Raw genomic sequence first — 15,510 nt, forward strand, 5'->3', positions numbered from 1 at the left:
GGAGCCCCGGCAGTGTCGCCGCCACCGGGGCTCCCTTCACACACTACGAACGCGGCGTCACACTGTCGCGAACCACAGATCGTTTGCCGAGAAACTTTCGGCGTTCAGTGTGCGGAACTGCCCTTCCCCGCCGAACGCCTGCCCGAGCACGGCAATGTCACAGCGAATGACTGGATCGTCGAACGACGGAACAGAGATCACCCTGCCGTCCGGCGACGGAATTTCCGGGCGGGCCGACAGCTCCACCACGGAAACGACCAACGGGAGTCGTGTCGAGACCATCGCCACGCGTACACCCTGCAGCAGGACGCTCAGCCATTCTTCGCCGGCCTCGTCGTCCCAGTCGACCACGGCTCCGACCGACCGGGCCAGATTGCCGGCGGTCTCGACCGCAGCCTCCTCGGACCAAGCGGCAGAATGACCGGCCAATCGCCCCAGTACATCCGAAATATCGATCACGGCGCACCTCCGGGGCTTCCGTGAACGCCGCCCCGGGCGTTCCGGTAGACGTTGATGTAGTGAGTCAGTTCACCGGTCCTTCCGATGATCCCCACCGGCCCGTTCTCGACGTACACCTTGGCCTTGTCCCCGACCCACAGGCCCTCGGCGTCGGCATAGGCGGCAGCGTCCAGAACCGCCTTTTCCGCGTCGACACTGGTCAGGAAGACGCTCTTCGTCGATCCCCCCGTGATCGGCAGGTGTTTCACCATGGCTTCGTTGCTCACCGTGTAGGTGCCGTTGCTCAGCTGGCCGTGGCGGTTCACGTAGGTCTCGGGAGGCACAAAGCAAGTTGAGTTGTGCACGAGTACCGGTGTGTCGCCCGCCAGCACATAGTAGGTGTGCAGCTGCTCGATCGTGAGGTTGTACATCGCCGCGGCGCCGGCTCGGGGCAGGACGCCGACCAGGGAGACATGGCCCTTGTCGGTGGTCCGCAGAGCGTGACCGGGAGTGAGCCGGCCGGCGGGGGCCCACTGGTGAGTGGTGGCGTCCCAGAAGGGGTGCATGGCCGTGGTGCGGAGGGTCGAGATCGTGCCGTCGCCGGCACGGACCCTGAGGTCGACGAGGTCTTCGTCCCAGTGCACGAGTTCGGCCGTGACCGTGCGCACAGCGCTCTTTCCGGTCGTGGGATCGGTGGCGATGATCTTGTCGCCGGTCTTGACCTCGGCTATCGGTTTGGTCGTGCCGTCGGCCATGAGGACCTGGGTGTCCGGGTCGAAGCTGTTCTTGCAGCGGCCGGTGGAGGAGCTCTTGCCTTCTCCGTAGGCGACGCCGAGGTACGCCAGGAAGACCATGTTGGTGTATTCCTCGATGGTCTTGCCCCGTGCCACCTCCTTGGCCTTCTCGTCGCACTCGCTCACGTGGTACGCGCAATAGGTGGCGGCGATCTCCTTGGCGACGGCTGGGTCGGCGTCGTCACCGTTGTCCAGGATGTACTTGTACGCCTGCCGGCAGCCCTCACGTCCGAAGCACGCACTGCCCTTCTTGGCACTCTCGTAGACCGGGTTGTCCCAGAAGTCGTTCGAGAACTCCCCGATCATGCTTCTGGAGAAGTAGTCCGACAGCTTGGCCATGTCGTTCGTGACCGGCGTGAACGTGGCCACCCACGCCCGCTTCCGGGCCTGCTGACGCTTGTAGATGTTGCCGCGGTGGTAGTCGGACGTGCCCGTCTTCGGGTCGTAGCCGACTTCCTGCTGCTGGTGCTTGCTGCAGTACTTGACGTCGTACTGGCAGGAGTTGGGCCTGGACCCGATCTCCGTGCCCGTGGGGTCCGAGTACCTGAGGGGGTTGTTGACGGCGTAGGTGTAGCCGTGCATCTGTTGTGGGTCGTCCGTGGTGAGGACCGGGTCCACGGACAGGAAACGGCCGGTCGCCGGGTCGTACTCGCGAGCGCCCAGGTGGGTGAGACCCGTCGCGGCGTCGGCGGTGCCGCCGATGAAGCCCCGGGTGCCGGGCCAGTTCGTGGGCTCGGTGCCGCGGAGTTCACCGAAGGGCTTGGTACGACGCTGGGTGAGCTCCTGGGTGGTGGCGTCGACGGACAGCTGGGCCGTGCCGTGGTGGTCGGCCAGGGTGAAGGAGATCTTGCCGTCGTCGCTCTGCACCGCCTGGTGGCCGCCGCCGAGGTCGAAGTAGCGGGTGCCCTTGGCCGCGCTCGCGCCCTTGGGCAGGGTGACCTCGGTGGTGCCCAGGTAGAGAGTGGTCTCGGACGGGGTACGGCCGATCAGACGTTTGCCGTCGGCGTCGTACAGGTACTCCGTGACCTTGGGGCTGCCGTTCTCCACCGGCTCGGTGACCTTCGCCAAGCGGCCCTCGACGTCCCAGTCCAGGGTCTGGGAGGTGCCGTCGCCGAGCAGACGGGTGTGGGTGTCGCCGATGTCGTCATACGTGAAGCTGTCCGTGGACTTGACGGTCCCGGTGGTGGTGTCGACCGAGGCCAGCTTGTGCGAGCCCGGCTTCGGGTAGTTGTAGACGCGCTGCGTGTCCGACCCGCCCGTGGTGCTGTGGCCGGTCTCGGTGAGCCGGTTGCCGACCACGTCGTAGGTGTAGGAGTCCCAGTAGGGGGCCGGGCCGCCCAGCACGCCGGTGGCGGGGGCGCTCGCGCAGGCCGTGGTGGACTGTGTCCACGCCTCGGTCGTGCGGCCCAGGTAGTCGTAGGCGAAGCACTGGTTGTCGGTGCCGGTGCGGGAGGTGTCGGATACGGACAGGACGTTGCCCGCCTCGTCGTACTTGTAGGTGTTGGACTGGTCGACGCCCGCGACGTCCTGCCGGTCGACGCGCGAGGTGGCCAGCCGCTGGGTGCCCCACTCGTAGGTGTTGGTCTCGTACGTCGCCTTGCCGCCGGCGGCGGCGAACGAGTACTGCAGCGGCTTGCCCGTGTAGCTGTAGGACGTCGAGCCGGTCAGGTTCTGCGGGCCGCTGACCCCGATGGGCCGCAGCGTGCCGTCCTCGTAGGTGTAGGCCACGGTGTTCGCCGCCAGCGAGCCCGCCTTGGGGTAGCCGACGCCCTGCACCGTGCCGGAGGCGTTGTACGTGGCCGCCGACAGATAGGTGCCGGCCAGCGCGCCCTCGGTGGAAGGGATCGTCACGGAGGTGCGCAGCGGCCGGTAGAGCCGGTCGTAGGCGAGCACCTTGGTGCTGTACGCCTGGCCGCCGCTGTAGCGGATGGACTCGGCGAGGTGTCCCTTGGCGCCGCTGATCGTGTCGTAGACCCACTTGGCCCGCAGGGTGCCGGTGGCGGAGTTCTCGCGCAGTTCGGTCTGGCGGCCCTGGCCGTCGTAGACGTGGGCGAGGACGGTGCCGCGGGCGTCCTTGGTGGTGGTGGGCAGTCCGCGGTCGTCGTACTCGTTGTGGCCGGCGCCCTTGTCGGGGTCGGTGGTGTCGGTGAGCCGGCCGAGCAGGTCGTACGTCCAGGTCCAGGCGTTGCCCGCCGGGTCGGTGACCTTCGTCAGCTCGCCGCGCGGCGAGAAGCCGTACAGCGTGCTGTCGTACGCGGCGTCGGCGGCGCGTGCGTGGAGTTCGCGCACCTCCGTGGTCTGGCCGCGCGAGTCGTTCAGCGTGGTGGTGGCGGTGCCGCCGACCGGCGGGACGACCGTGGTGCGGTCGCCGCCGTAGATCGTCTTCGTGACGCCGAGGACCGTGCCGCCGTCGCCGTTGCCGGCGACCTGCTTCAGCTCGGTCTGCCGGCCGAGGCCGTCGAAGGCGTACCAGTTCTGGCTTTCCACGCTCAGCGCGTTGTCGACCTTGAAGAGGGTCGTGGAGGGCGCGGTGGTGGCGGTGTAGTAGGAGGCGAACTCCTTGGTGGTCAGGCCGCGTTCGTCATAGAAGGTGTCCGTCAGGAGCGTGCCGCCGTTCGGCCCCGGGGCCTGGGTCTGGCGGGGGCGCAGGAGGCCGTCGTAGAGGACGTACGAGGTGTCCTGGGCGCCGCTGTTGCCGATGGTTTTGGTGCCGATCGCGATCGGCTTGCCGTCGGTGATGGTGTACGTGAACTCGTAGCTCGGCGTCTGGCTGGTGGTCCGGTCCGGGAGCCACACCTTGGTGTTGCGGCCCAGCGCGTCGTACGCGTACGTGGTGACCTTGCCGTTGGTGTCGGTCTGGGTCAGCGGCAGGCCGCGCAGGGCCTCGAAGGTCTGCGAGGTGGTCGTGGCGGTGCTGCTGTCGCCCGGGGTGACGGGCGGCATGGTGACCGTGGAGCCGGTGGCGAAGCCCGTGGTGGGGGTGAACGCCGTGGTGGTGGTGCGGCCGTCGGTGCGGGCGGTCCGGGTGAGCGTGCCGCCAGAGGTGACCGTGACGTCCGCGGCCAGGTCCGTGGAGGTGAGCATGCGGCCGTAGGAGTCGAACGTGGAGCCCGACTCGAGGTAGACGGCCGTGGTCCCGTCGTACTTCTTGAGCTTGGCGACGCGGGTGGCGTCCCCCTTCGTGGCCGCCGCGCCGTAGGCGCCGCCGTCATAGGCGGTGCGGGTGTCGGCGAGGACGTCGGCGGGGCGGCTGGTGGTGGCGCCGCACGCCTTGGCCACCGTCTCGACGCGCACCGGGGTGTTGAGGACGGCGCTGCCGGCGACGTAGGTGGTGCGGGTGCACTGGTCGTCGGCGGCGGTGCCGGTGTCACCGGCGTCGTCGGTCTGGGTGACCAGGCCGGTCGCCGCGTCGAAGGTGTCGGTGGTGGAGGTGGTCCGCCAGGAGGCGCCCGCCCCGTCGTCCAGGGAGGTCCAGGTCCTGGTGTTCTCGGTGCCGCTGAAGTCGGCGGTGACGGTGCCCCAGTCACGGACCTTCTTCGCGGTCTCCTTGTGCCAGGGGCGGCTCACCGTCTTGGAGAGCACCTTGCCGCCGGGACCGGAGTAGTTGACGGTCCTGTAGGCGAACCCGGCCGCCGAGGAGTGGTCCGTGATCGGGTCGCCCTCGCCGGAGCCCAGGGTGACGCTGACGTCCTTGGTGCCGCCGCTGGTGGTCTTGCGGTCGCCGTCCATGCCGCGCAGGAAGTAGGTGTCGGTCTGCGACTTCATGGCCGACGCGCCGCCCTGGCCGCCGGTGCGCACCCGTACGTGGCCGTAGCCGCGCCAGTCGGACCAGGTCTTGAACTTGTCCTTGGTCATGCCGTCGGCGTCGTCGTAGTGCCAGGCCGCGCCGTCCAGGTAGTCGTACATGGTGACCTGGTCGGGGGCGCCGCCGGTGCGGTCGGTGGAGGTGACCGTGTCCACGACGTACTTGTTGAACCACTGCCGTTCGGGGTCGGTGGTGGAGCTGCCGCCGATGTACTGCGGGAAGCAGCGGGTGGTGTTGGTCTCCGGGGTGGGCAGCGCGTCCGCGTCGCACACCGGGGCCGAGTAGCCGACGTCGATCTGGCCGCCGGACTCGTCGGCGACGCTGGAGAGGCGGGCCTTGATGAAGGGGGCCCAGCCGTCGCCCGTCCTGTCGAGCCGGTTGGCGAGCTGGGTGTAGGCGAAGGTGACCTTCGGCAGGGTGATCGAGGACGTGCCGTCGTAACCGGTGCGCTGAATGGAGTCGAGCAGCAGCTGGTAGTCGATGTCCGCCTGGCCCCAGCGATGGGCGAGCTTGTAGCCGTCGACCTTGCTGTAGGCGCCGGAGACGAGGACCTCCGTGCTGACGTCGGTCAGCCGTTTGCGGGTGAAGAACGCCGGGGAGGAGCGGCCGTTGTCACAGTCGGTGCCCGCGTCGCAGTTCAGGTCCCAGGGGGTGTCGTACCAGTAGAACGCGTCCTTGCTGATCGAGGAGCAGTCGGTGTTGGCGTCCGGGATGCAGCGCTCGGAGCTGGTGAAGTCGACTTTGGCGAGCGCCTTCGTCGAGTACATGGCCGTGGACTTCAGGCCGTACTCGATGCGGTCCAGGGTGCCGCCGCGGACGTAGGGGGTGTCGTCGGCCGCCTTGAGGTTGCGGCCGTAGGAGTTGGTCTCCTTGTCGTAGTAGTAGGCGACGGCGTTGCCGTGCGTGTCCACGACGTAGTCCAGGTTCCAGCGCCAGCCCTGCTGGCACCAGGAGTCCGCGAAGGCGGTGGCGTGGCAGGGTTCGCCGGAGTCGTCGCCGTAGACGGGGGCGGTCCAGGCGGAGTCGGTGGTCTCGTTGCCGCTCGCCCAGCCGGGCAGCCGGTTGTAGCCGAAGTAGTACTGGGTTCCGTCGGGGGTCGTCACCCGCCAGTACTCGTCGCCTCGGGCGCCGTTGGAGCGGACGTCACCGGTGGAGCCGTAGATCCGGTCGACCTTGGTGCCGTCGTCGTCCTTCAGTTTCCAGGAGTTGGTTCCGTTCGGCACCAACTCGCCCCCGGAGCCGTTCAGTTGCAGTACGGCGTTGTCGTAGCCCCAGCACAGGTCGCCGGGCTCGTTGCCGTCCGCGTTCTTGACGTCGTCGTCGGAGCAGCTCTTGTAGCGGCGCTCGATGTAGCCGGGCGACAGGTCGAAGCCGTCGCCGACCCAGGAGGACTGGTTGTTGGTGTTGCCGGTGCGGCCGTCGACCCCGCCGGAGGAGTACGACAGCGAGAGCTTGGGGGCGAGCCCGCCCGGTACCTGGGGCACCGCCATGGGGTACGACCATGCGAAGGAGCCGCTGTTGAGGTCGGTGCTCCAGTTCGCGGACGCGGACAGGGAGGTGGCCTTGAAGTCGCCCAGACCGCTGCCGGAGTCGGCGACCGCGGCGAGCACGGTGGCCGAGGAGGCGCTGAGGGTGACCGCCTTCGCGGTCAGGGTCTTCGTCTCGGGGTCGTTGACCGTGGCGACCGGCTTGGTGGTGCGGCAGCGTGCCTGCTGCGGGGTGCTCAGCACACAGGCGGGCAGTTCGACGAGCCGCAGCCGGTCGGCGTAACCGCCGCCGTACGCCCCCGCGAAGGAGGAGTAGTCCAGGCCCGCCCGGACCTGGCCGGCGTCCTTCGCGCTGCCGGCGTGCAGCGTGAAGACGGGCCCGTTCACACCGGCCTTCCTGGCGAACGCCCGGTCGAGGACGCGGGCGGCGACCGTGCCGGTGGCGGCCTTCTTGGCGTTCTTGGCGCCCTGGACCCGCGCGTCGAGCGTCAGGGGCAGGCCCTTGACCCGGGGCGCGGGCTTCGTCGCCGCGGTGGCCGCCGTCTTCGACAGGTCCACCGTCGCCGCGCCGGGCTTCGGCCAGGCGGTGGCCGGGGCTTCCTGCGGGGTGCGGGGGGTCTTCATGACCTTGCGCGGCACGGCCTTGCCCGCCGGGCCGCCGGCGAGCGACTTCTCGGCGGCGGGCAGTGCGGGCTTGTGCCAGCCGTCGGCGAGCGCCGGGGCGGCGACGCCCTGGAGCAGGGTCGCGGTCATCACCGTGGCCGTGGCCAGGGCGATCTTGCGTCGTGGGGTGCGCAGCGGTCGTCGTGGGGTGCGCAGCTGTCGGAGAAGGCGGAGAAGTCCGCGTGGTTCAGGTCTCATGGTCATCCCTCGTAGTCCCCTGGCGCCGCACCGGGTGCCGCGGGCGCTCGGCGGCGCGGCGGCACGGCGGGGTGTGTGGAGCGGGGTCGTCCCCGCGACGCCCGGCCCGTTCCCTCAGGGGTCGGGCGTCGCAGGGGATGGGTGGACGGACGGGATCAGTCGTCGCCGGGCACGACGGTCGCCACGCCCGGCATGCCGACGGCGAGCCGGCTGATCTGCGCGTCGCTCAGCGCACCCTGGAAGGTCCACAGGTCGGACACGGTGCCGGGGAAGTACTCGCCCCAGGTGCTGGTACCGGTCTTGGCGCGGCCGAGCTGGAGGTTCTGCGCGGCCCTGAACGTCACGACGTTCTCGCCGGACGAGTCGATGTCCGTGCAGAGCGCCACATCGGGTTCGCCGTCCTCGTCGGTGTCGGCGCAGGCGACGTCCTGGAGCTCGCCGTTGACGTAGAGCCGCAGGTCGCGGGCGAACCCGTCGTAGACGACCGCCAGATGGGTCCAGTCCTGGACGCTGTAGAACTGTCCGTTCTCCACCTGGGTGGCCGTGGCGCTGCTGCTGTCGGCGTCGGCGGTCTCGATGCGCCAGCGTCCCGGGTCGGCGTCCCCGGAGCCGGGCACGTAGCGGACCGCGAAGGCGCTCTTGGTCGTGCCGGGCGCGCTGAGCAGGGTGACGTTCCCGGTGGGCTGGGCCGCCGCCTGGACGAAGCCGCTGACGGTGAAGCTGGCGCTGGTGTCGACCGTCGGGACGCCGGTCGCGGTGGCGGCGTAGTCGTCGACGCCGTCCAGCGTCAGGCCGCCGTCCACCCAGCCGGATCCGGTCGCTGCCCCGTTGTACAGGGTCATGCCGGCGCCGGTGGCGGAGTCGTCCGGGGTGACCTGCGGGCTGCCTGCGGCCGACTCGAACTTCCAGCGGGCGCCGACCAGCGGACGCTGCTTGAAGAGTTGGCGCACCTCGTCGCCGGACACGGCCCGGTCGTACAGCCGGACGTCGTCCGTGTCGCCCTTGAGGGGGCTGCTCACGGCGCCGGCCGTGGTGAGCCCGGTGCCGATGGTGAGCGGTCCCTCGGACGACCAGCGGGCGGTGTAGGCGGTGCTGGCCTGCAGGACGCCGTTGACGTAGAGCAGGAGCTTGCCGGCGTCGGCGTCGTAGACGCCCACCACCTGGTTCCACTCGCCGAACCGGCCCGCCGCGCAGTTGGTGTTGGCCGCGCAGACGGTCTGGGTGGCGCGGACCAGGGCCGCGTCCGAAGTGTCGGCCTCCGGCCGGGTGAAGACCCAGCCGCCCAGTGCCGAGGAGTGGTAGAGCTCGAAACTCCTTCGCACGGAGCCGAGTTGGGAGACCGCGATCATGGACCGGGCTTCCTTGTCCTTGGGCAGCCGCACCCAGGCCGAGACCGCGAAGCTCTGGTAGGTGTCCAGGACCGGGCGGCCGGTGGTGGCGTAGTCGTCCACGCCGTCGAACGACAGGGCGCGTCCGTTGACACCGGTGGTGCCGGCGGTGGCACCGCCCTTGAGCACGGCGTCGGTGGCCTGGCCGCGGCCGGTCACCGCGGTGGCGGCGGTGTCGGTCTCGTCCAGCGGCCAGACCAGCTTGGCCGGACGGCCCGTGTCGACCGGCTGCTTGGCCGCGAGCTTGGTGACCTGGGCGTCCGTGAGCTGGTAGTCGAACAGCTGGACCTCGTCGAGCGAGCCGGGGAAGAAGTCGGCGAGCGAGCCGTAGTGCCTGGCCGCGCCCAGGACGGTGCCGCCCCGGGCGTCCCAGGGGGTGGTGAAGGCGGCGCTGCCGACGAGCTTGCCGGCCACGTACAGCTTGATCTGGTGGTTGGGGTTGTCGAAGACACCGACCAGGTTGGTCCACTCGCCCAGTCGGGCCGTGGTGCACGCGGTGTCGCCGGTGGCGCAGGCGGGCTGGACCGCCCGGGAGGCCGTGCCGCCGGAGGAGGCGTCGTCGGCGTGCCGCAGGAAGACCCAGCCGCCCAGTGACGAGGAGTAGTAGATCTCGAAGCCGCTGTGGTTCTGGCCGGGCTGGGACAGCGCGACGCCGGGGTGGCCCGGGTCGGTGCCGGGCAGCTTGGCCCACAGCGACACCGAGAAGCTCTTGCCTGTGTTGAGCACCGGCGAGTCGGTGGCTGCGTAGTCGTCTGCGCCGTCGAAGGACAGGCCGGCTCCGGAGACGCCCGGCCCGCCGGGCGTGGGCCCGTGCAGGGTGGCCGGCCAGTCGCCGCCCGCTCCGGCCGCCGCGCTCGCCCCGGCGTTCTCGTCCATCTGCCAGGCCAGCCGCTCGGGTTGGCCGGAGCGGACCCGGAAGGTGTAGGTGGTGGGTTCGGAGCCGTTGCCGGCCGCGTCGAAGGCCTGCGCGGTGATGAAGTTGACGCCCGGCCTGGTCGGCATGAACGTGATCGTCTTGACACCGCCGCCCGAGGTGGTCAGGACGTTGGCGCTGCTGGGAGCCGCGTTGACGCCGAACCAGTACTTGGTGACGTCGGTGGAGGTGGTGTCGACGGAGAAGGTGCCGTACCGCCCGACGCCGTCCCACCAGGGGTCGTCCGGGTCCTCGGGGTCGGACGCCCCGTACTGCGCGGAGCTGATCGTCGGTCCGACCGGCACGGAGGTGTCGTACATGAAGTGGCAGCCGTGCGCGCCGGTGTAGCTCCAGGCGGACCACTGGGCGCCGTCGTAGGAGCGGACGTGCCAGTCGACGTGCTTGTTCTTGGGGATGGTGCTGGGCAGCGGGAGCGAGAAGTCGGAGCCGCTCTTCTTGCTGGTGGTCCTGGCGGAGGTCCAGTGGGCCTTCCAGCCGGCGCCGTCACCGGCGTCCCAGGACGCCTGGAACTGCACGGAGACGGCGTCCCCGTCGGGGTCCTTGACGTCGTTGGCGCGGATCGTCGCGGCGGAGCGGATGCGGACCATCTTGTCGGAGGCCACGCAGGGGCCGCCCGGGCTCATGGTGAGCTGGGAGAGGGTGATCTTGGTCGGCGCGCGGTTGTACCGCACCCGCAGGTAGGCGTCGTCCGAGAACCGCTTCCAGGTGTAGCGGTCACCCTCGTCGCTGGCGCGCATGCCGAGGGTGATGGTCGACCACTTCTTGGCGGCGGCGGTGGCGACGGCGTCCTTCACGTCGAACTCGGCGTCGGCGGCGGCGCAGCCGTCGGCGCCGTAGGCGAAGCTGAGCGTCTTGAGGCGGTCGATCCAGAAGTCGGAGTTGTTCTGACTGTTCCACGTGGTGGAGGACGAGATGCCCTTCGTCCGCCAGAGCTGGACCTCGCGATTCTGGCAGGAGGCCGCGTGCGTCTCCCGGACGACGAACTCCGCGGACAGGATGGTCCGGCCGGCGAACTTCGTGGTCGGGATCTGGTAGAAGAGCCGCTTCACGTCGTAGGGGGCGCAGTAGTCCCAGCCGCAGTAGCCGAGGCCCGCGTCGGGGTCGCCGTTGAACTTCCACTGCGGGGAGCTCGCCCAGTACCGGGACACCATGGTCCAGGAGGTGGCCTTGGGCGAGTACCACTGCGGGTCGATGTAGACGGGGTAGACGGTGTCGGAGCCTGTCAGCAGCGCCTTGTCGGGGGTGAGGACGAGGGAGTCCCCGCCGGCCGAGACGTCGACGCCGACGGGCTCGACCCGACCGGATTCGGCGGCGGTCGGCTCGTCCTCGGAGCCGGTGGCCGCGGCGGTGGCGGACTCGGCGGACTCGTCCGTGGCGGCGGCCGCGGTCCGGGCGGCGGAGTGAGCGACGGCCGGCGTCACGGAGCGCGCCGTCTCTGCCCGCCTCGTCGTCCGCGCGCTCGCGGGGTCGGCGGATCCGGTGGCCGGTGTGCCCTCGGCGACCGGGCTGGAGTCCCACATCACCGGGGTGGGCGCCTCGAAGACGACGCCGCCCGCTCCCTTGTCGACGGCCTTGAGGCCGCCGCTGGGCGTCTCGGAGACGGCCATGCCGTCGGCGCTCAGCTTCAGCCGCAGCTCGGCGAGTGCGCTGCCGTGCGCGGCCTCGGCCGACTTGACCACGAGGAGCTGGGTGAAGCCGTCGGGCCGCGCCCCGAGGCGCAGGTCCACGTCCGGCAGGATGTCGGGGTAGACGGCCGTGTCGCCGTCCAGCCGCGGTGCGGGCACGGCGGCGGGCCAGGAGAGTTCGAGCGTGCGGCCCGCCCGCTCCAGGCGCACCAGCGGGTGGCCCGTGCCGCCGCCGGAGAACTCCAGCCCGACGGTGGCCGCCCTGGGCGCGACCATGCCGCCGTCGGCCTTGGCCAGCGCGGTGTCGATCGACTGCCAGGTGCCGTTGATCCGGGTCCGCACCGGGCGCAGGTACTCCCGCGCCTCCAGGTCGCCTTCGGGGGTGGCGTACACATCGCTGCTCTCACCGCGCAGGGAGGCGACCTCGACGCTCTTGCCGGATCGTTTCGCTGCCGCGAAGGCCTCCTCCTCGGAGGCCGCGGAAGCGCCTGCGCCGCCGCTTGCCGTGCCGCTCTCCGAGGCAGCCGAGGCCGAGGCGGTCTTCGCGGCCGGCGCGCCGGCCTGCGGACGCGCGACCGCCGTGGGGAGCGCTCCCATCTGCAACAGCCCGGCCACCAGGGTGACCCCTAGGCCGAGCACCGCCCCACGGCCGGCTCTCGGGTGTTTTCTGCCACCGCTCGACATCCGTTCACACTCCCCCGCTTTGGCATGATCAGCTCATAGCGCGGGCCAACGTACGGTCGGATCATGGCGAGACGGTGAAGGGTTGCCCCCGGAATGGTTAACTCCGGGTAAGGCGATCGTCAGGGGCGCAGGGCCCGCAGCAGCAGGTCGGCCAGGTGGTCGGCGACCTCCTGGGGGCTCATCGGACCGTCCGGCCGGTACCAGGTCGACAGGTGGTGCACGGACCCGAAGTGGTAGTCCACGACCAGGTCGGCGGGGGTCGCCGTGGAGAAGACACCGGCCTGCTGGCCCTCCTCGACGAGCGCGCGGAAGCGTTCGTGGTAGCGCCGGCGCTCCGCGCGCACCTGCTTGTTCTTCTCGGGGCTCAGGTGGTGCATCGAGCGGAAGAAGATCATCGCGTCGTCGAGGTTCTCGATCGTCGTGACGACGACGTCCGCCGCCGCGCCCCGCAGCCGCTTCTCGATCGGCTCGTCGGCGCCCGCGAAGGCGTCGAGCCGCTCCTGCTGGACCCGCAGCACGCGCGCGTACACCTCGTGCAGCAGGTCGTCCTTGGAGCCGAAGTAGTGGTACAGCGCCCCCTTGGTGACGCCGGCCGCCTCGACGATCTCCTGCACCGAGGTGCGGTCGTAGCCCCGCTCGGCGAAGAGCCGGGTGGCGGCGGCAAGGAGCCGTTGCGGAACAGGAGCCTCTACGCCGTCCGTCGTCCTGGGCACTGCCGCCACCTGCCTTCCTCGATGCATCACTGACTTCGCGCTACTGACCCGTCCCGCGCGCGGGAACGCAGTTCCCGACGGAGGATCTTGCCACTCGCCGTCCTGGGCAGGTCGGGCAGGATCTCCACCTGGCGCGGACACTCGTAGGCCGCCAGTCTGTCCTTGCAGTAGGCCGCGAGCGTATCGGCATTCGCGCCGGCGTCGGGACGCAGGCCGCTGTACGCCTTGACGGTCTCGCCGCGATACCCGTCCAGCGCCCCGACGACGGCCGCCTCGCGCACCGCCGGACGGGTGTACAGCACGTCCTCGACCTCGCGCGGCCACACCTTGAAGCCGGACCTGCGGAAGGCGTGCACGAGGGAGTCGGCCCGCTCGATCGGGGCGCGCTCGGCGTCGTCGAGGAGGGCCGGCCAGGGCTTGTCGGCGCAACGGGAGGCGGGCGCGGTCACTCGGCGGCTTCCCACTTCCGCTGGAGGTGGTTCATGTTCGTCAGCCAGCGGTCGGGGTCGCCGGCGCGCACCTGGTAGTACCCGCCGACCTCGGGGTGCGGCAGGATCAGGAAACGGTCCTCCGCGATCCCCTTGAACAGGGCGTCCGCGACGGCCTCCGGCTCGATCGCGGTCGGTTTGAGCACCAGGTCGCCCGCGCTGCCCGTGGCGTCCAGCATGTCGGTGCGCACGCCCTGGGGACAGATCGCGTGGACGTCGATCCCCCGGTGGCGGTAGGTCAGCGACAGCCACTCGGCGAACGCGTAGGCGCCGTGCTTGGTGACGCTGTACGGGGCGGCGCCGATCATGGTGAGCAGCCCGGCCGCGGAGACGGTGGAGACGAACCGGCCGTGGCCGCGCTCCAGCCAGTCCGGCAGCAGGGCGTGAGCCGCGCGGACATGCGCCATGACGTTGACGTCCCAGGCCAGCGCCCAGACTGCCTCGTCGGCCGCCTCCGAGCCGCCCGAGGCGACCCCGGCGTTGGCGCAGTACACGTCGACGGCGCCGCCGAGCGCCTCCCGGGCCTGCTCGACGATCGCGGAGGCGTCGCCGGGGACCGCGATGCCACCGATCTCGGCGGCCACCGCCTCGGCCCGCCCGGCGTCCAGGTCGTTGACGACGACCCGGGCCCCCTCGGCGGCGAAGCGGCGGGCCAGCGCGGCCCCGATCCCGCCCCCCGCTCCGGTTACGACGACCCCGGCATCCTGCACGGCTTCCACCATCGGTCTCCTTCGACGCGAAGCGAATCGACTCGAGCGCCAGACTAACCGGTCGGTATGTATCGGAGAAGAGCCGACCACCGGGCTTGTGCGTTCCGGCGGACACGAGGGGATCGTCTTTTGTACGGATCAGCCGTGACGTATGGCCAATTGCGCCTGTTGGCAGGACGATGCGCGCACCTGGCGCACCGCTTCGGGGGACGAGGGGGCCTGTCATGTCGGATCCTGCGATGAGCGTGACTCCTTACTGGGAGCTGACCTTCGACGCCGACGGGGACGTCGACAGCGGCCGGCGGGACCGGCTGCCGGCCGAGGTGAAGCGGAGCGGCGTCCGTGACCTGATCGTCTTCTCGCACGGCTGGAACAGCGACCGCTCCGGCGCGACCCGCCTCTACGGCCGCTTCTTCGCCCCGATCCCCGCGCTCGCCCCGGCCGCGAGGATCGGGTACGTGGGCGTGGTGTGGCCGTCGATGCGGTTCTCGGACGAGCCGATCCCCGACTTCCCGCGGTCCGTGGCGGCCGACCCGGCGCGCTGCCCGGCGCTGGACGAGGACACCCGGCACGCCCTCCTGGAGATGTTCCCGGGCCGGGCCACGGTGGTCGACCAGATCGCGCGGATGCTGGAGCAGCGGCCGCCCGAGGAGGCCGAACTGGAGGAGTTCGGGCGGCTGGTGCGGCTGCTGGTGGACGTGGTGCCGCCGGGACCGCAGGCGCTGTTCGCGGCGGACACCCTGGCGGAGGGGGTGCCGCAGGACGAGCCGGAGATGTTCACCGGGTCGACGGCGGCGGCCTGCGAGGAGTTCGCGCGGGCCCTGGCCCGACTCGATTCCGCCCCGGAGACCGAGGGGTTCGCGCTGCCCAACCCGTGGGACGGGGCGCACGAGCTGCTGCGGCAGGCGACGTACTACGCGATGAAGCGGCGCGCGGGCACGGTCGGCGAGCGGGGACTCGGGCCGTTCGTCGGCCGGTTGGCGGCGGTGGCGCCCGGCGTCCGGGTGCATCTGGTGGGACACAGCTTCGGCGGGCGGCTGGTGTCGTTCGCGCTGCGCGGGCTGCCGGAGGGGGTGCGCACGGTCAAGTCCGTGACGCTGCTCCAAGGGGCCTTCTCGCACTACGCGTTCGCGGCGCGGCTGCCGCACGACCCGCGCGCGGGCGGCGTGCTTCAGGGACAGCACAAGCGTGTCGACGGCCCCCTGGTGTGCTGTTACTCCTCCTTCGACGCGGCGCTGGGCACGATGTACCCGCTGGCCTCGCGGATGGCGGGCGACGCACAGGGGGCGGTCGGGGAGGGGCCCGGTGTCGCCGGGTTCGGTGTCGGGGGGATGCTGGGCGCCAAGTGGGGTGCGATGGGGCACGACGGGGTGCAGGCGGTGCCGGGTACGCGCGCGTGCACACTCGCCGAGGCGCTGGCCGCTCCCCTGCCGACGTCGGGATGCGTCAACGTCGACGCGGCGGCCGTGGTCCGGCGCGGCGGGGCGCCGGCCGGGGCGCACAGTGACATCGTGCACCCCGAACTGGCGCGGGTGGTGCTGGCGGCGGGCCGCATCCGCTGACCCGCCGCCGCTTTCTCAGGG

6 protein-coding genes and 1 pseudogene are annotated in these 15,510 nt (G+C 70.9%); 1 reads left to right on the top strand and 6 read right to left on the bottom strand.

Annotation, left to right across the window (positions count from 1 at the left end; all coding sequences use genetic code 11):
• Positions 1-57 precede the first annotated feature (57 nt).
• The 6 genes and pseudogenes from OG289_RS12020 to OG289_RS12045 all read right to left on the bottom strand — a co-directional run bounded on the left by OG289_RS12020 (position 58) and on the right by OG289_RS12045 (position 13,939).
• Complete coding sequence (locus OG289_RS12020) at positions 58-459, bottom strand: hypothetical protein (protein WP_327313996.1); 402 nt, start codon at positions 457-459, stop codon at positions 58-60.
• Positions 456-7,385, bottom strand: a complete 6,930-nt coding sequence (locus OG289_RS12025; protein WP_442818892.1) for a polymorphic toxin-type HINT domain-containing protein — start codon at positions 7,383-7,385, stop codon at positions 456-458. The genes OG289_RS12020 and OG289_RS12025 overlap by 4 nt, the downstream gene beginning before the upstream one ends.
• 155 nt (positions 7,386-7,540) lie before the next feature.
• The gene (locus OG289_RS12030; RefSeq protein ID WP_327320651.1) at positions 7,541-11,929 is read right to left on the bottom strand and encodes a LamG domain-containing protein; all 4,389 of its coding nucleotides are present in this window, start codon (positions 11,927-11,929) and stop codon (positions 7,541-7,543) included.
• A 206-nt stretch (positions 11,930-12,135) separates the two neighbouring features.
• Positions 12,136-12,729 carry a TetR/AcrR family transcriptional regulator gene (locus OG289_RS12035; protein ID WP_327313997.1) on the bottom strand — a complete coding sequence of 198 codons (594 nt, stop codon included), beginning with the start codon at positions 12,727-12,729 and terminating at the stop codon, positions 12,136-12,138.
• Between the two features lie 26 nt (positions 12,730-12,755).
• Positions 12,756-13,067, bottom strand: a pseudogene (locus OG289_RS12040) (AMP-binding enzyme); the annotation flags it as partial.
• 107 nt (positions 13,068-13,174) lie between these two features.
• Positions 13,175-13,939, bottom strand: a complete 765-nt coding sequence (locus OG289_RS12045; protein ID WP_327313998.1) for an SDR family oxidoreductase — start codon at positions 13,937-13,939, stop codon at positions 13,175-13,177.
• Positions 13,940-14,151: 212 nt separating this feature from the next.
• Between OG289_RS12045 and OG289_RS12050 the strand changes: the two genes are divergently transcribed.
• On the top strand, positions 14,152-15,489 hold the full coding sequence (locus OG289_RS12050) for a serine-threonine protein kinase (RefSeq protein ID WP_327313999.1): 1,338 nt from the start codon (positions 14,152-14,154) through the stop codon (positions 15,487-15,489).
• Positions 15,490-15,510 lie beyond the last annotated feature (21 nt).

Origin of the sequence: Streptomyces sp. NBC_01235 (genome assembly GCF_035989285.1) — a bacterium.
Lineage (GTDB): Bacteria > Actinomycetota > Actinomycetes > Streptomycetales > Streptomycetaceae > Streptomyces.